General features: G+C 62.2%; 17 protein-coding genes. 12 read left to right on the top strand and 5 right to left on the bottom strand.

Annotated elements, in window-relative coordinates:
- Positions 1–12 precede the first annotated feature (12 nt).
- Positions 13–660 carry an amino acid ABC transporter permease gene (locus FJ951_RS23640; RefSeq protein ID WP_140517677.1) on the bottom strand — a complete coding sequence of 216 codons (648 nt, stop codon included), beginning with the start codon at positions 658–660 and terminating at the stop codon, positions 13–15.
- 63 nt (positions 661–723) lie between these two features.
- Positions 724–1,506: an ABC transporter substrate-binding protein gene (locus FJ951_RS23635; RefSeq protein WP_140517676.1), complete on the bottom strand. Its 783-nt coding sequence runs from the start codon at positions 1,504–1,506 to the stop codon at positions 724–726.
- Positions 1,507–1,641: 135 nt separating this feature from the next.
- Here FJ951_RS23635 and FJ951_RS23630 point away from each other — a divergent pair, with 135 nt between their 5' ends.
- The 12 genes from FJ951_RS23630 (at position 1,642) to FJ951_RS23570 (ending at position 12,107) form a co-directional block, all read left to right on the top strand.
- A complete protein-coding gene (locus tag FJ951_RS23630; protein WP_140493763.1) occupies positions 1,642–2,601 on the top strand; it encodes a LysR family transcriptional regulator in 960 nt (319 codons plus the stop codon).
- Positions 2,602–2,729: 128 nt separating this feature from the next.
- Positions 2,730–2,978: a ParB N-terminal domain-containing protein gene (locus tag FJ951_RS23625; RefSeq protein ID WP_006206067.1), complete on the top strand. Its 249-nt coding sequence runs from the start codon at positions 2,730–2,732 to the stop codon at positions 2,976–2,978.
- A gap of 206 nt (positions 2,979–3,184) precedes the next feature.
- Complete coding sequence (locus FJ951_RS23620) at positions 3,185–4,141, top strand: alpha/beta hydrolase (RefSeq protein WP_140517675.1); 957 nt, start codon at positions 3,185–3,187, stop codon at positions 4,139–4,141.
- Positions 4,142–4,289: 148 nt separating this feature from the next.
- Positions 4,290–4,685, top strand: a complete 396-nt coding sequence (locus FJ951_RS23615; protein WP_140517705.1) for a GFA family protein — start codon at positions 4,290–4,292, stop codon at positions 4,683–4,685.
- Positions 4,686–4,929: 244 nt separating this feature from the next.
- Complete coding sequence (locus FJ951_RS23610) at positions 4,930–5,127, top strand: hypothetical protein (RefSeq protein ID WP_140493757.1); 198 nt, start codon at positions 4,930–4,932, stop codon at positions 5,125–5,127.
- A 257-nt stretch (positions 5,128–5,384) separates the two neighbouring features.
- Positions 5,385–6,257 (top strand): undecaprenyl-diphosphate phosphatase, encoded by an 873-nt coding sequence (locus tag FJ951_RS23605; protein WP_140517674.1) that lies wholly within the window; start codon positions 5,385–5,387, stop codon positions 6,255–6,257.
- A 207-nt stretch (positions 6,258–6,464) separates the two neighbouring features.
- The gene (locus tag FJ951_RS23600; protein ID WP_140517673.1) at positions 6,465–7,091 is read left to right on the top strand and encodes a transglutaminase-like cysteine peptidase; all 627 of its coding nucleotides are present in this window, start codon (positions 6,465–6,467) and stop codon (positions 7,089–7,091) included.
- 132 nt (positions 7,092–7,223) lie between these two features.
- On the top strand, positions 7,224–8,009 hold the full coding sequence (locus FJ951_RS23595) for a phosphodiester glycosidase family protein (RefSeq protein WP_140517672.1): 786 nt from the start codon (positions 7,224–7,226) through the stop codon (positions 8,007–8,009).
- Between the two features lie 171 nt (positions 8,010–8,180).
- A complete protein-coding gene (locus FJ951_RS23590; protein ID WP_140517671.1) occupies positions 8,181–9,263 on the top strand; it encodes a GH25 family lysozyme in 1,083 nt (360 codons plus the stop codon).
- Positions 9,264–9,436: 173 nt separating this feature from the next.
- Complete coding sequence (locus FJ951_RS23585; protein ID WP_226880337.1) at positions 9,437–10,411, top strand: DUF3592 domain-containing protein; 975 nt, start codon at positions 9,437–9,439, stop codon at positions 10,409–10,411.
- 555 nt (positions 10,412–10,966) lie between these two features.
- Positions 10,967–11,488, top strand: coding sequence for a hypothetical protein (locus tag FJ951_RS23575; protein WP_140517670.1), 522 nt, complete (start codon positions 10,967–10,969; stop codon positions 11,486–11,488).
- Positions 11,481–12,107: a hypothetical protein gene (locus tag FJ951_RS23570; RefSeq protein WP_140517669.1), complete on the top strand. Its 627-nt coding sequence runs from the start codon at positions 11,481–11,483 to the stop codon at positions 12,105–12,107. The genes FJ951_RS23575 and FJ951_RS23570 overlap by 8 nt, the downstream gene beginning before the upstream one ends.
- Positions 12,108–12,157: 50 nt before the next feature.
- Here FJ951_RS23570 and FJ951_RS23565 read toward each other — a convergent pair whose 3' ends face one another.
- Genes FJ951_RS23565 through FJ951_RS23555 form a run of 3 tightly spaced genes read right to left on the bottom strand, consistent with a single transcriptional unit; the run spans position 12,158 to position 16,343 of the window.
- A complete protein-coding gene (locus FJ951_RS23565) occupies positions 12,158–12,364 on the bottom strand; it encodes a type II toxin-antitoxin system HicB family antitoxin (RefSeq protein WP_140517668.1) in 207 nt (68 codons plus the stop codon).
- A 4-nt stretch (positions 12,365–12,368) separates the two neighbouring features.
- Positions 12,369–12,569 (bottom strand): type II toxin-antitoxin system HicA family toxin, encoded by a 201-nt coding sequence (locus FJ951_RS23560; protein WP_140517667.1) that lies wholly within the window; start codon positions 12,567–12,569, stop codon positions 12,369–12,371.
- Positions 12,570–12,575: 6 nt separating this feature from the next.
- The gene (locus FJ951_RS23555) at positions 12,576–16,343 is read right to left on the bottom strand and encodes a vitamin B12-dependent ribonucleotide reductase (RefSeq protein ID WP_140517666.1); all 3,768 of its coding nucleotides are present in this window, start codon (positions 16,341–16,343) and stop codon (positions 12,576–12,578) included.
- Positions 16,344–16,703: the final 360 nt, after the last annotated feature.

Raw genomic sequence — 16,703 nt, 5'->3', positions numbered from 1 at the left:
GTTTTCCGCCCCTCAGATGATTGCGAAGCGCTTGTCGAGCATGTCGACGATACGGGCGACGGCATAGACCATGACCATGTAGAGCAGGGCCGCGACGCCGAAGATCTCGAACGGCTTGTAGGTGGAGCCGATGAAGCGCTGGGCGGTGTAGGTCAATTCCACGACCGAGATGGTGGACACCAGGGCCGAGCCTTTCAACAGCGCGACCGTGTTGACGCCGAGCGGGCGGATCATCAGCCGGGCGGCTTGCGGCAGCACGACCTTGCGCAAGGTCTGGAACCGGCCGAATCCGATTGTGCGGGCCGCCTCCGTCTGGCCCCGGTCGACCGCCACCACCGCGCCTCGGATTGACTCCGCCATATAGGCGCCGATGTTGAGGCCGAGGCCGATCACGCCGGCCGCGAACGGATCCAGATTGATGCCGATCTGCGGACCGCCGAAATAGAGCACGAAGAGCTGGATCAGGCACGGTGTGCCACGGAACAGGCTCACATAGAGCGTGCCGATGGCCCGCAGGACCGCCGATCTCGACATTCTTGCGGTCGCGGCCAGTGCTGCCACGGCCAGCCCCAGAACCAGGGCCAGCGCTGTCAGTTCCAGCGTCACCAAGGCGGCTTCCACGAAGAACGGGAAGACGCGCTGCATCAAGGAGAAATCCATGGGAATGGCCCGGCGCAGTGGCTTTCGGCTTCAGGCGGCCTGGACCGCCGAAGCCTGGCGAAGTTAGCGGATGTCGCTGCCGACCCAGTGCATCGATATCTTCTCGTAGGTACCATCGGCCATCATGCCGTCCAGCGCCTTCTGCATGGCGGCCTTGAGCTCGGGATTGTCCTTGCGGATGGCGATGCCGATGGCGACGCTGCCGCCTTCGATACCCGGCGTGTCGAGCTTGCGTACCTTCTCGCCGGTCTCCTTGACGGCGACCATGACCGGAATGTTGTCGACGACGATGGCGTCGACGCGGCCCGCCTTCAGCTCAAGCAGCAATTCCGGCAGCCCCTTATAGGTGCGGATGTCCCAGCCGCCCTGTTGGCGCGCCCATTTCTCATGTGTTTCGCCGAGCGTCACGCCAATGGTCTTGCCCTTAAGTTCGTCGAGGCTCTGCACCTTGGAATCCTGGTTGACGAAAACCGCACGGCCGGCGTGATAGTAGGGGCCGACGAAATCGACCACCTTCTCACGCTCCGGCGTGATCGTCATCGAGCCGACCACGGTGTCGTATTTGTTGGCGAGCAGGCCGGCGATGATGCCGTCCCAGGCGGTCGTGATGATGGTGCCCTTGACGCCGATACGCTCGGCGATGGCCTTGCCGATATCGGCGTCGAAGCCGACGACCTCGTTCTGGTCGTTGACGAAGTTGAAGGGGGGATACTGCCCGCTCATGGAAATCTTCAATTCGCCCGCCGCCTTGACCTTCTCGAGGTCATCGGCCCTGGCCGAGACGTTAGCGAAGGAAGACGCAAACAGCAGCGCCGCGACGGCAATGCCGGAAAATACCTTGTTCATTTGAAACCTGTCCTCTGGATGGAGCGCGAAGGCTTGTTCTTGGGAGGCGTTGGGGCGCACTCCTGACGGCAATGATTGCCTTTGCGGTAGCATTGCGCAAATAGATAATGGAAATAGGGAGCATAGATATCAGGAATGGCATTGCCGCGCCCCGAACGGCTGGTCTGGGATCTGGACTGGAACCTTTTGCGGACATTCGTCGTCATCGCGGAGGTGAAGAGCATCACGCGTGCCGCCGAGAGGCTGAACCTCAAGCAGCCAAGCGTCAGCAATGCGCTGCGGCGGCTGGAAGACCGGGTCGGCCGGCGGCTGGTCGAACGCGATGCGACGCGCTTCGAGCTCACCGAGGTTGGACGGCTTCTCTACGAGCAGAGCATCGAGGTGTTCGGCACCATATCGCAGCTGCCGCTCTTGATGCGCGGCATCAGCGACGATGTCACCGGCCACGTCATGATCGCGACCGCCAGCCATGTGGTCTCGCCGCTGTTCGATCGGGCGCTGTCGGAATTCCACCGCAACTATCCGCGCGCCAGCATCACCATTTCGGTCGCGGCAAGCACCGAAGTGGCCAAGCAGGTGAGGGAGCGCCGTGCTTCGTTTGGCGTCTGCCTGGTCAGCCAGCGCGATCCGGCGCTGCAATACGACATGGTCTATCGCGAGTTCTTCGGCTTCTTTTGCGGGCCGCGGCACAGGCTCTATGGGCAAACCGGACTGACGCTCGCCGATCTCCGCGACGAGCCGTCAGTATCGTTCCAGACCGACCATATTTCGGATGCGCTGCGGCCGGTCGCACTGTTGCGTAGCGAAGCACGGCTGAACGCCGATGTCGTGGGCGTTTCGTCGAGCCTGGAGGAGGTGCGGCGCATGATCGTCGCCGGACTCGGCATCGGCCCGCTGCCGCTGCATGTGGCGCGGCGCGATGTGGCCGACGGCGCGCTGTGGCGGCTGCCGCCCTATGATGCGCCGCCGGCCATCGATATCTTCCTGCTGGTCAATCCGGACAAGGCGATGAACCGCGCCGAGAAGGCGTTGCTATCAGGGCTGCAGGCGCTGATTGCCGAGACGCCGCTCGAGGACCGTATCTACAAAGGCTGATACGCAATATCGACTGCGCGGCGGCAGACAAACCCGGTTGCCTCCGCCCTATTCGTCGCCACGCCCTTGGCCCTCGTCAACAAAGCGACTATCTCAGGACAAGGCGGCGTTCCGCCCGGGGGGTCGACATGCTCAGAGTGCAGAAGGTCAAGGTCGACGACATCTACGTGCCGACGGCGCGTAAGAAGACGCTGCATCCCGAGACGGTCCGTCATCTCGCCGAGGACATTCTGGAAAATGGCATGAAGATGCCGATCCAGGTCCGTCACGACGGCAAGCGTCATATCCTGGTAGAAGGCCTGCATCGGCTGGAAGCGGCCAAGTGGCTCGGCGAGACCGAGATCGATGCCTATCTGGTGCAAGCCAAGCGCCACTGATGCGTCCTCGATTTCGCCGTTGGTCCCCATCCACGGGAAAGCCCCAGAATTTCTCCTTGATGATGTCGGTTTGCATTTCGCTGGTTCGTCCTTGGGACGGAAGCCGGTCAGACCAATATTCTCGATCGGTTTTCGCGCGGGTTGGGGCCGATGCACCAGCCAGCTCAAGAACGCACCGACACACGGACAGACTGGAGGAGATTGATATGTCCAAAGCCCTGCTTTTCGCCATTCTTGCTTCGGCCGCGGCGCTTCTCGCCTGTCCGGGCATCACCAACGCAAAAGAGGTAAAATCTGCCATGACGACCGAAGCGAAGACACCGCCGAAGCCTGAAAAATCCGGCCTGCTGCCGATCAACGGCCTGAATTACTATTATGCCGTCCACGGCAAAGGCGAGCCGCTGCTTCTGCTGCATGGCGGTCTCGGCACAGCGGACATGTTCGCCCCCATTCTGCCGAAGCTTGCCGAACATCGCACTGTCATCACCATCGATCTGCAAGGCCATGGTCGCACCGCACTTGGCGACCGGCCGTTCACGCTGGAGGCGATGGGCGACGACATGGCTGATATCGTTAAACGGCTTGGTTACGGCGAGGTCGACGTCATGGGTTATTCTCTGGGCGGCGGTGTCGCCTTCCGGATGGCCGTCCAGCACCCCGAAACGGTGCGCCGGCTTGTGCTGGTCTCGACCGGCTATGCCGCCGACGGTTTCTATGACGAGATGCGCCCGCAGCAGGCGCGAGTGAGCGCGGCAGCGGCCGATTTCATGAAGGACACGCCGATGTACAAATCCTACGTCGCCGTGGCGCCGCATCCCGAGGAGTTCCCGAAGCTGCTCGACACGCTCGGCAACTTCATGCGCCAGAACTACGACTACTCGGCCGATGTTCCCAAGCTGAAGATGCCGGTCATGCTGGCCTACGGCGACAGCGACATGTACAAGCCCGAGCACGAGATCAAGTTCTACCAGATGCTCGGCGGCGGTTTGAAGGACGCCGGCTGGATGCGTGAAAACCTGTCGCGGAACCGCCTGGCGATCCTGCCCAACCGGACCCACTACGACGTCTTCTTCGCTCCAGAGCTGACGGCCGCCGCGCTGCCGTTCCTCAACGGCGAGACCAAGGTGAAGAGCTGGGACGAGGTGGTCGGCGAAACCGAATAGCTTGCCGGCATTGGCTGCCGGCGGTCTCCCTCGAGGCGGCCGGCAGTTTTATCGCTGCAGTCGATGGGATCGTATCAATGCTTTTGAATTGACCCGATATCCGGCCTCGATAGTCTCGCATCAAATCTTCTCGGGAATGGATACGGCAATGGCTAACTATCAGGGCGGATGCCTGTGCGGGGCGGTGCGTTATCGCGCCGACGTCGAGCCCGTCAACGAACGCATCTGCCATTGTCGGCTTTGTCAAAAGGCGATCGGCGCCGCCTTCAATGCGCGTGTGCTGTTTCGCATCGACGATGTGACGGTCGAAGGGCCGTTGGCGACCGCGAACAGCTCGCCGGATATTAAACGCGGGTTTTGCCCAAGCTGCGGTACGACGATGTTTTCGCGGCGCGATGCCGCCGGCATTATAGGCGTCACCACCGGGTCACTCGACGATCCATCCGTCTTCAAACCGCAGATGCACATCTGGACCGCCTCCAAGCAGCCCTGGGTGGCGCTCGATGACGGCTTGCCGCAGCACGAAGGCGCGCCGCCTGCCTGAGGTCTCCGGCCTCCCTTCCCGCCTTATGAAAGAAGGTGGATCGGCGCTTGAGCGCCGAAACCGATGAGCTGTGCCGGATGAAGCGGGCCAACAGAAGGGTGAAATTACGTGACCGTGACAAAAATTAATCGAAACAGTCACGAAATAACCGAAACAGTCACGCGAAAGCCGGCAAAGCGTCATTGGCGAGCCATCATTGTCTCCCTATTTAACCGGTGCGGGCCGGCATTCGAGGAGACGACGGATGAACGACAGCATCAGTACCCTGGACGAGCTTTTGAGCGATCCGATGGTCCTGCTTGTGATGGAGCGCGATCGTGTGCGCCCGGAACAGGTGCGCATGCTGCTCGAACGGGCGCGTCGGCCTTCCGTCGAGGAGCCGGTTGTGCCGCCGGCGCACGTGATCGCCAGGGCGTGCCAGAAACTCTGGCTGTGCCCCTGATCGCATCGTGATTTCCTCCAGTTTTTGCAGGCCGACCCGCCGGGCCGGTCTGGCCACTGCCTGGTGCTGCCAACGCGCCGAGGCGGCGCGGTGTTGATATTCGAACGCGCCTTCCGCACTCGCTGACGCCCATTCCCGGGTGCCAGTTCACAAATCCGTAAATTGATTTTCCGTCCCATGGCGGTATGGCTTGCCCAGGGGCCGATCGCCCCAGTCGTTCCCCGCGCAACTCCGATCTCTCTGACATGGAATTCGACATGGCCGACAGCTGCATGCAAGGCATGGACATGGGCTTTGTCGGCCTGGGCTACGCCAAGGTCGCATTTCTCGGCTTGGTGCAAGGCATCACCGAACTGCTGCCAATTTCCTCGACCGCCCACATGCGCGTCGTCCCGGCGATGCTGGGCTGGCAGGATCCCGGCTCCGCTTTCTCCGCCGCCATGCAGCTTGCGGCCCTCGCCGCGGTGATCAGCTACTTCTGGAACGATGTCAGGGACATCCTGTCCGGTTCGGTCAGTGCCTTGAAACGGCGCGATTTGGCCGACCGACATTTCCGGCTGGCGCTCTGGATCGTGCTGGCGACGATCCCGATCGTCATCGCCGGCGTGGCTCTGTCTGGCCTTCTCAACGCCTGCAATTCGCCGCTGCGCGGCCTCGGGGTCATCGGCTGGGCCTGCATCGTCATGGCACTCCTGCTGGCGCTGGCCGAACTCCGTGCCCGCCATGCGCGCACCATGGGCCAGGCCTCCATGGCCGATGCGCTGCTCGTCGGCATCGCCCAAATCGGCGCATTGATCCCGGGCGTCTCGCGGTCCGGTTCGACCTTGACGGCAGCACTGGGGCTCGGCTTTAAGCGGGAAGAAGCGGCGCGCTTTTCATTCCTGCTGGGGCTGCCGGCCATCGCACTCGCCGGTCTCAAGGAGCTCTGGGAACTGCACAAGGCCCATCTCGATGCCCATGGCTGGTCGATCCTCGCGGTCGGCCTGGTCGTCGCCTCGCTATCCGCCTTCTTCGCCATATGGGGCCTGATGCGCGTGCTGGAACGCTTCTCAGCCTGGCCTTTCGTCATTTATCGCGGCGTGCTCGGCATCGCCTTGCTGCTGGGCCTGGCGATGGGATGGCTTGCCTGAAGCAATCCCGGAAAGCGCGCAGCGGTTTTCCGCGGCGTCAAACAAGGGACTAAAAGGCAACTCCAGGAATGTGCGAGCCGGTGTTGCTTCGGCGCAACCCCGGTCGGGCATGCGTCGATCGCCAAAGATGTGATCGGCCGCCTTCATTGACTCCAGGCAAAATCCATCTTTAACGTTCTGTTAACAAAAATAGATGGGTGGGGCCGTATGGCATCCTCGGTGGGTTGGCGCCGCAAGGCGAGGGGTTTGGGGTTTGCGTTGGCGCTGACGGCTTTTTGTTCGGCCGCGGGTTTGGCGAATGCGGGACCGCTTTCCATGACTATCGGCGGGCAAACCTCCCAGCCGATCGGGCACTATGATTTTTGCAAGGTCCATTCTGCCGAATGCTCCATCCGCTCGCCCGCCAACGCTCCGGAGAGCATGACCGGCCAGCTGTTGCGGGAAATTTCCGCCGTAAATCTCTCGGTCAACACCCGCGTCAAGCCGATGAGCGACATGGACAACTACGGCAAGGATGAGTGGTGGGCCTACCCCGATAACGGGTTTGGCGACTGCGAAGACTACGCGCTTGAAAAGCAGCGCGAGCTCCAGGCCGCCGGCATTGCAATCGCCAATCTGCTGATGACGGTGGTGCGCAAGCCGGACGGCGAAGGCCACGCCGTGCTTACGGTGCGCACCGACAAGGGCGATTTCGTCCTCGACAATCTCAGCGACAAGGTTCGCCTCTGGAACCAGACAGGCTATCGCTACCTGAAGAGACAGGCGAGCGACAACAGCGGTCGCTGGGTTTCCATCCTTGGCGGCGACGAGCGGCTCGTCAGCTCTGTTCAATGATGTCGCCGATGTCTTGCGTCGGCAGCCGCACTTCGACCTTGGCCGTTTGATCCATTCCCGCTTGGGACCGTTCTTGCGTCGTGCCGGCGAATGCTGGCGGCGGCTCGTTGGAACCGGCAATCCGGTGCGCGCATGGATCTTTTGACTGTCCTCCAATCCGCGCCATTACTGCTCGCGCTGATCAAGACCGCGCTGCCGTCGGCGGCGGCGATCGGCATGGGAGTCGGCCAATGGTTCGCCTCGTTGCCGCCGTGCCGCGATTTCGTCTTCGAGGTCACCAGCTACCTGGTCTGCGAGGTCGATCCCAGGCAATATCGGATCGAATTGTTCTGGAAGGATCCGGCCGGCAAGCCCTATCAATCGCTGCACAATCTCGACGATGCCCAGCGGCGGGCCGGGCGCACGATGCTGTTCGCCATCAATGCCGGAATGTACCATCCAAACCTCGCGCCGGTCGGCCTGTATGTCGAGCGCGGGCAGGAACTGGCCTCGGCGAAGGTCGGGTCGGGAAGCGGCAATTTTTCGCTCCAGCCCAATGGTATTTTCTACATCAGCGACGGCAAGGCCGCGGTCCGCGCGACAAGGGATTTCTTAGAGAAGCGTCCGCCCACCGATTATGCCACGCAGTCCGGGCCGATGCTGGTGATCAACGGCAAGTTGCACCAGAAATTCCGGGCCGACAGCACCTCGCGCAAGACGCGCGACGGTGTCGGGGTGCGAAAGGACGGCGTCGTCGTCTTCGCCATTTCGAATGGCACGGTGACATTCCATGCATTCGCACGCCTGTTTCGCGACGGGCTCGGCTGCGACAATGCGCTGTTCCTCGACGGGTCGATATCGAGCCTGCTCGCGCCGGCCATCGGCCGCAATGACGACTACTGGAACCTGGGGCCGATGATCGGCGTCTTCAGGCGATAGGATCGGCAGGCCTAGATTGCGCTTGTCACCGCGCACGGCCGACACTCGGAACCGTGCCCAACATGCTTAAAAACTTGATTCAATCTTTATTGGTAATTTCTCGCTCATAACTAGACCTGGTTTGTCCGTCGGCCGTTGCCTTCGGTCTGTTGTGTTTGAGTACAGGTCCAGATGCGGTTACCAGGCGCCGTCAGTTTCGTGATCGCAACGCTGTGCCTTGCCGGCTGCTCGTCGACATCCGGCATGGACGCGCTGGACATCCAGAAGCCGTCGAACGAGATCACCAACTCGGTGGTGCGACCAAGCGCGCCGATCGCATCCGCCCCAGTGACCAAGGCCGAACGGAGAATGGCAGCCGAACGCAGGATGGCGGAAGCCATGCCGGTGGACGAGAATGTCCGACCTTACGGCCTGGCGGAGGAAGAGACGGTGGCGTTTCCGGCGCCCGACCTGCCGGACAGCGTCGAGCCGCCGGTCGTCGAGCCGGCGGCGCTTGTATCGCCGCCGAAGCTCTTGTCACGGGCGGCACCGCCGATGCTGGCCGGGCCTGTCACGCGCTACGGCTTTCGCGATGCCAAGCCGATCAATTTCGGCCGCTCTTCGCCGCGACACCTTGCCGTGCATGGCGTCGACGTGTCGCGCTGGCAAGGCAACGTCAACTGGGAGAAGCTGCGCGCCCAGGGCGCCAATTTCGCCTATATTAAAGCGACCGACGGCGGCGACCATCTCGATCCGATGTTCACCAGGAATTGGCGCAACGCCGACGCCGCAGGGCTGAAGCGCGGCGCCTATCACTTCTTCTACTGGTGCCGCACCGCCGGCGAGCAGGCCGACTGGTTCATCCGCAACGTGCCCAGGGTCGAGGGCGCCTTGCCGCCGGTGATCGATGTCGAATGGAATGGCGAATCCAGCTGCAAGCGGCGGCCGTCGCGCGAAAAGGTGCTGGAGAAGATGCAGGTGTTCATGGACAAGCTTGAACGCCATTACGGCCAGCGGCCCATCATCTACACCGCGCCCGATTTCTACCGCGACAATCTTCGCGGCGAATTCCTCGATTATTCGTTCTGGCTGCGCGCCGTGGCGCAGCACCCCTCAAAGGTCTATCCCGGCCGCAAATGGCTGTTCTGGCAATATTCCGGCTCCGGCCTATCGCATGGCGTCACCGGCCGCATCGACCTCAACGTCTTCCACGGCGACGAGCGCCAATGGCGCGCCTGGGCCGGCGGCCGGCAGATGGTGGCCGACGCGGATTGAAACAAGCCATCAGGCTTGGCGTGCTTCGCTCTCCCAGGTCTCCGCCGGTTTGGCCAGCAAATGGGAGACGATGATGAGCATCCGCGGAGGCTTCGGCCGTTTCAGCGAATAAGCAAGACATTGCCGTCGTCATGATGTCTATGTGCGGGCTCCTGAACTCCGGGGGAGATGAGTTGGAACTCAAATTTCTGTTGGTCGGCTTTGCCTGCGCGGTCGCCGGCGGGCTGTCGATCGTCACTTTCCTGAAATGGCGAGAGGTCAAAGCGGTCAGCCGCTGGTTGCCGGCGCCGGGAAAGATCATCTCCTCGCGCGTCGAAGCGCGCGAGGTCCGAAGCTCCGGCTCCGGGTCTGACAGCAGCGATTCCACCGAGATCCGCAATTTTCCGGCGATCACCTTCGAGTACAAGGTGGATAAGAAGACATTTCAGAGTTCGCACTACAGCGTGCAGGAAAATCTGGGGAATTTCGAAGTCGCCGAAACCCTTGCGCGATTTCCCCGCGGCGCAGCCGTGACCGTCTTCTATAACCCTGTCGATCCGGCCAAGGCCGTGATCGAGCGCACCATGCCGGAGGGCGCCTTCAAATTCATGGTGCAGCTTTCCGCCGGGCTGGTGGTCGGCGCCCTGGTGTTGGTGTTTTCCGTCGGCGGTGTCCTGGAGGCGATCGGCCCGTATTTGCCCAAGCCGCAGTATGTCGGTGCGGCGGCTCTGTTGCTGTTCATGGGCCTGTTTGTCCTGCGCATGGGCTTCGTCCAGAAATCGATGGCCGAGCAGGCGGCAAAATGGCCGGTCGCCGTCGGCCGCATCGACGCGTCGGGCCTGCAGGCGATCAAAACCCGCGAGCGGACCGGGAGCTATCGGCCCTGGCGTACTGTTTTCAAATCCCGCATCGTCTACAGCTATGGCGTCGCCGGCCAGCGATACAGTGCCGATCGCGTCGCTTTCGGCGCCAGCGTGACGGCTTCGTTGCCAGGCCTCGTCGGGGCTCAGGCGCGGTGCTATGTCGAGGGCACCAAGGTGGACGTGCACTATGACCCCGCCAACCCTGCTTCGGCGGTGCTCGAATGCAGGGTGCTCGGATTGTGGGTGCTGTGGGTCTGTTCGGTTGGCTTTCTCGGCAGCGCTGCTTTTCTGGTCGGGCTGGTCTGACGCGAACGCCTCAGCAATGCACAAGAAGTCCGCTGTCGAAGCCAGGCCAGGTGAACCGCATCGTGGCGCCATGCCTCTCGATATGGATGACACGAGTGAAGGGCTCCTCCAGTGACGGGTACGATCCGTAGCACCGGCTAGCATGTACCACCCAGCCGGTCGGCGACTTGCGAAATGACGCGTGCTCGCAGCCGAACTCGGGCAGCGACAGGGCCGCTCGGTCTACGGAGTAGACGGTCTGGCGTTGGATGTCGGCGGCCGCGTGGCAGTTCAGTCGGTCGCTGGACCAAGTCCCGACATAGGGCGACGCCGCCAGCGCAGCACCAGTCGCGAATGCGGACATTGCCATCGTAATCACCAAACGTCGCATCACCACCCCTCGATCAGTGCGCTCGACCATACAGGCTGTTGGGTTGCGAGAGATAAGTTTTCGTCCAAGGAGCCGACAATGCAGCCGTTCCGGATTTCGCTTATGCTTTTGCGTGGATGATGCGACTGTGCGGGACGGTATGCGGCCAGCATTTGGCTTTCACAACGCTTTCCCACGGACATTTGATGATCACCCGTAAACTGGCCTTCGTCTTCGCGGGTCTGCTCAGTTCGATGCAGGTGGCGAACGCCGGGGAATGCTTGCTGAGCCATGCCACCTATCGGGAGCAGCGCTCCGGTGCGGTCATGCAATTCCGGCCGCTCGCCAATGAGCCGGCGGCACTGACGGCGCAGGTGTTTTCGCTGGCCGTGCCCAAGACCGATATCCGCCTCCCGGCCGATATCACCTGGACCAACGGCAGGAATTCGTTGCCGCTCGGCACCATCCGCCATCCCTGCACCGACGATGACCGCGAAGCGGGGCTGCAGGACGGCAGCGGCCTGTGCAGGATATGGGAGGGCCAAGTCTATGCCTTGACCGGAGGCGGCGCCGAGCAGTTGAACTCGCGCGAAGCGACGCCGGCGCCGAAAGGGCTGCTGCTGCCGGATTTCGGCGTGGCTTTCACCGATTGGGTCGACTTCGCCAACGCCAACCCCGGTGGCTCGGCGTGGGATGTCTTCACTTTGACAGGATGCAGCGATGAATAGCGCCATGATATCGATCGTCTGGGGCAGCGCCCTGTTTGCGTCCGTGGCAATATCGGCCGTGGCACGAGCGGATGAACCGGCGCCGTCGCGCCCGCCCATCGACAAATGCGCCTGGGAAAGGCTGACCGACAAAACCGTCGGGCTCGCCGCCTGGGTGCAGCGCTGCGATTTCGGTTTCCGCCAGATCCACTTTGAGTTCGCAGGCGAGGCGCTCGCCGTCAAATACAGCGATGGCGGCGCGGCCGATCCTCTGGTTGAGGTATTCGACATCAAGCCCGGCGAAACTGCCGAAGCCGCGTTGCAGCGGCTGTTCCTGGAAAAGACCGACAACGCCGTCGGCGCACGCTGCGTGCTCGCCCCCTACACGGAAGGAACCGTGCCCGCCGGTGTCAAACGCTATACATTCAGCCCCGACGCCGCCTACGCGAAAGAGCTGAAGGCACTTGCCGACCCCAACGAGGTCCCCGAACCGCCCTGCGGCGACTGGGGCGAGATGCCCGATGGCATCCAGTATTTCGAGATACCGGCGGGTGCGGCGCAAAAGCTGCTGTTTGTCCGGATTGGCCAGGACGAGCCGCTGTTTGATGAGCAGACGCTGCGAGTGTTGCCGGCGGAATAGGTGCTGAGGTCAGAGGCTGATCTGGATTGGAAGGATCGCAGCGGCGCCTTCTATGCCTCTACATATTCTGCCAGGCTGACACTTTCGGGCACATCCAACCCATCGGCACGCAAGCCCTCGATATGAAAGCGTATTGCGTCGCGAATCTCGGTTTCCACCTCAGGCACCGTCGCGCCGGTCGCGATACAGCCGGGCAGGTCCGGCACATAAGCAGAAAAATTATCTCCTGCTTTTTCAATCACCACAGCGTAACGCATGTCGTCACTCCTTTAACCCGGACTGCTTGAGGATGCTGTTCAATGTCCCTGGTGCAACCTCTTCAGACGACTTGCCGGCCACGGTGACGCGGCCGGCTTTTATCTTGTGCTTATATTGGCGATGGCTGCCCTTGGTTGCAACCAGATACCAGCCATCGGTCTCCAGCAAGCGAATGACTTCGCGGACTGTAAGCCGAGGCGGCATCAGCTCTCAGCTGCACCCGCTCGTGCTTCCACACGTATCGCACTTCTCGCAGGTGCCGTTCCGCACCATGGTGAAGTTGTGGCATTCCGAGCATTCGTTGCCGGTGTAGCCCTGCATCAGCGATTGCTGGCGCCGGGTGGCGGCGAGCGCCTTGGCTTCCGCGGCTTCGTGCGCGGCGGCGTTGGAGAACAGCCCCTCGGCACCCGAAGCCTCGGCTTCCTCCTCGGCGATGTCCTCGACCAGTTCCCTGGCGCGTTCCTCATAGTCGCGCTTGTAGGCGATGGCCTCGTCGCTCGCCGGCTTCAGCGCCAGCACGTTGGAGCCAGAGAAGGCCGTCGGCGCCACGCGGGCAGGGGCCGTGGCCGGGCCAGACCCGCCAAATCCCTTAGGCTCGGCGCCCGACACCAGCTTGACCGGCGAGGCACCGCGATAAAGGCCCTTGGAGAACGGCGTGGCCTTGCCTTCGGTGATGCCGCGGCCAAGTGCCGTCTTGTCAAAATCCGACTGGTCGACATGGGCGAGGTCGTGGCGGTTGAGATAAGAGACCGCAAGTTCGCGGAACACGTAGTCGAGGATCGACGTCGCGTTCTTGATCGCGTCATTGCCCTGCACCATGCCGGCCGGCTCGAACTTGGTGAAGGTGAAGGCTTCGACAAATTCCTCCAGCGGCACGCCATATTGCAGGCCGAGCGAGATGGCGATGGCAAAATTGTTCATCATCGCCCGGAAGGCAGCGCCTTCCTTGTGCATGTCGATGAAGATCTCGCCGAGACGACCGTCGTCGAACTCGCCGGTGCGCAGGTAGACCTTGTGGCCGCCGACGACCGCCTTCTGCGTATACCCCTTGCGGCGGTTCGGGAGTTTCTCGCGGTCGCGGTAGAGACGCTCGACGACGCGCTCGACGATCTTTTCGGTGACCTGCACCGCACGCTGCGCGGCAGGCGCGGCGACCAGCTGTTCGATCGCCTCGTCCTCGTCCTCCTCGCCATCGGCGAGCAGCGAGGCATTGAGCGGCTGCGAGAGCTTCGAGCCGTCGCGGTAGAGCGCGTTGGCCTTCAGCGCCAGCTTCCACGACAGCATGTAGGCGTTCTTGGCGTCCTCCACCGTGGCGTCATTCGGCATGTTGATGGTCTTGGAAATGGCGCCGGAAATGAAAGGCTGTGCCGCCGCCATCATCTGGATGTGGCTGTTGATCGACAGCGAGCGCTTGCCGATCTTGCCGCAGGGGCTGGCGCAATCGAACACGGGGAGGTGTTCGGCCTTGAGGAAGGGCGCTCCCTCGAGCGTCATCGCACCGCAGACATGGATGTTGGCGGCTTCGATGTCCTTCCTGGAGAAGCCCAGTGCCGGCAGCATCTCGAACGAGAAGTCGTTGAGCTGCTCGTCGGTGAAGCCAAAGGTCTCCTTCACCCAGTCGGCGCCGAGCGTCCACTGGTTGAAGACGAACTTGATGTCGAAGGCCGACTTCAGCGCCGCGTTGAGCGCCGCGATCTTGTCGTCGGTGAAGCCCTTGGCCTTGAGCGAGCCGGGGTTGATGCCGGGCGCCTGGTTGAGATTGCCATGGCCGACGGCGTAAGCCTCGATCTCGGCGATCTGGCTTTCCGAATAGCCCAGCGTGCGCAGCGCTTCCGGCACGGCGCGGTTGATGATCTTGAAATAGCCGCCGCCGGCAAGCTTCTTGAACTTCACCAGCGCGAAGTCGGGTTCGATGCCTGTTGTGTCGCAATCCATGACCAGTCCGATCGTGCCGGTCGGCGCGATGACGGTCGCCTGCGCGTTGCGATAGCCGTGCTCCTCGCCGAGTTCGATGGCGCGGTCCCAAGCAGCCTTGGCGTGCGTCGCCAACTCCTGCTGCTTGAGGTCGGGAGCGACCAGCGGCACCGGGTTGACGGCCAGCTTCTCGTAGCCGTCCTTGTCGCCATAGGCGGCGCGGCGATGATTGCGCATGACGCGCAGCATGTTCTGCGCATTGCGGTCGTAATCGGGGAAGGCGCCGAGCTCGGACGCCATCTCGGCCGAGGTGGCGTAGGCGGTGCCGGTCATGACTGCGGTGAGCGCGGCGCAGATGGCGCGGCCCTCATCGGAATCGTAGGGAATGCCCGAGGTCATCAACAGGCCGCCGATGTTGGCATAGCCGAGGCCCAGCGTGCGGTAGTCGTAGGAGAGCTTGGCGATCTCCTTTGACGGGAACTGCGCCATCATGACCGAGATTTCCAGCACGATGGTCCATAGCCGCACCGTATGCTCATAGGCAGCGATGTCGATCGTGCCGTCGGCATTGCGGTAGGGGAGCAGATTGATCGAGGCGAGATTGCAGGCCGTGTCGTCGAGGAACATGTATTCCGAACACGGGTTGGAGGCCCGGATCGCACCGGCGGATGCGCAGGTGTGCCAGTCGTTCATCGTCGTGTTGAAGTGCAGGCCCGGATCGGCGGATGCCCAGGCGGCGTAGCCGATCTTTTCCCAGAGATCCCTGGCCTTCAGCGTCTTCAGCACCTTGCCGTCCTTGCGGGCGGTGAGATGCCAGTCGGCATCATCCTCGACGGCGCGCAGGAAATTGTCCTTCAGCGACACCGAATTGTTGGAGTTCTGGCCCGACACGGTGAGGTAGGCGTCGGAATCCCAGTCGGTGTCGTAGGTCTTGAACGACATCGAGGTGTAGCCCTGCTTGGCGAACTGGATGACGCGGTAGATATAGTTCTCCGGCACCGCGTCCTTTTTGGCCGCCTTGATCTCGCGCTTCAGTGCGGTGTTGACGGCGGGGTCGAAGCAGTCGTCGTCATGGCCTTCGCAGTTGACGCAGGCCTTCATGATCGCTTCGAGATGCTTCTTGACGATCTTGGAGCCGGTCACCAGCGAGGCGACCTTCTGCTCTTCATTGACCTTCCAGTCGATGAATTCCTCGATGTCGGGGTGATCGGCGTCGACGATGACCATCTTGGCGGCGCGGCGCGTCGTGCCCCCCGACTTGATGGCGCCCGCAGCGCGGTCGCCGATCTTGAGGAAGCTCATCAGGCCGGACGAACGGCCGCCGCCGGACAGCTTTTCGCCCTCGCCGCGCAGCAGCGAGAAATTGGAGCCGGTGCCCGAGCCGTATTTGAACAGGCGCGCCTCGCGCACCCACAGATCCATGATGCCGCCCTCATTGACGAGGTCGTCCTGCACGCCCTGGATGAAGCAGGCATGCGGCTGCGGGTGCTCGTAGGAGGATTTCGACTTGGTCAGCTTGCCGGTGAACGGGTCGACATAGAAGTGGCCCTGGCTCGGGCCGTCTATGCCATAGGCCCAGTGCAGGCCGGTGTTGAACCATTGCGGCGAGTTCGGCGCCACGCGCTGGGTGGCAAGCATGTAGGCAAGCTCGTCGCGGAAGGCGCGCGCGTCTTCCTCCGACTTGAAATAGCCGCCCTTCCAGCCCCAATAGGTCCAGGTGCCGGCCAACCGGTCGAAGACCTGGCGGGCGTCGATCTCGGACCCGTAGCGCTCGGCTTCCGGCAGCTTGGCAAGTTCGGCCTCGTCGGCGACGGAGCGCCACAGGAAGGAGGGAACATCGTTCTCCTCGACCTTCTTCAGCCGCGCGGGGACGCCGGCCTTGCGGAAATATTTCTGCGCCAGGATGTCGGCGGCGACCTGGGAGAATTGCGCCGGCACGTCGATATTGTCCAAGCGGAACACCACCGAGCCATCCGGATTCTTGATCTCGGAGAGCGCCTTGCGGAATTCGATCTCCGCGTAAGCCGATTGTCCCTGTCTGGTGAAACGACGCTCGATGCGCATTGTCCGGTCCCTTTTGTCTATATATAGCGCTTTCGTCGGGAGATTTCTGCTCCCAATGCGAAACGCGCATGTCCGCCGTCTGCCGGCGTTCGAAAACGGCCGGCTCTCCATTTTCGCGGTCTTCGTCCGCCTTGCTGGTCAAACTTCTTGCGAAGCGCCTGTCCAACTCACCGACGAACCCGCGGGTCCCTCAAAACTGATTTTTTCCGATTCCCTCACTCGAGGGAAATTCACATTATCTAGCGTCGAACCTGCCTGCAAACACTAAATATAGTGTTAACAGACAATTTATTCCAGTCCGACAATTCTCCCTTTTATCGCCCACGCCCCCACAATCCCAACGCTTCCGCCAGCCTCGTA

It is taken from the genome of Mesorhizobium sp. B2-2-3 (assembly GCF_006442405.1).
Classification (GTDB): Bacteria; Pseudomonadota; Alphaproteobacteria; order Rhizobiales; family Rhizobiaceae; genus Mesorhizobium.
Note: the sequence above shows the minus strand (reverse complement) of the source record. Positions and strands in the feature narration are given on the sequence as shown.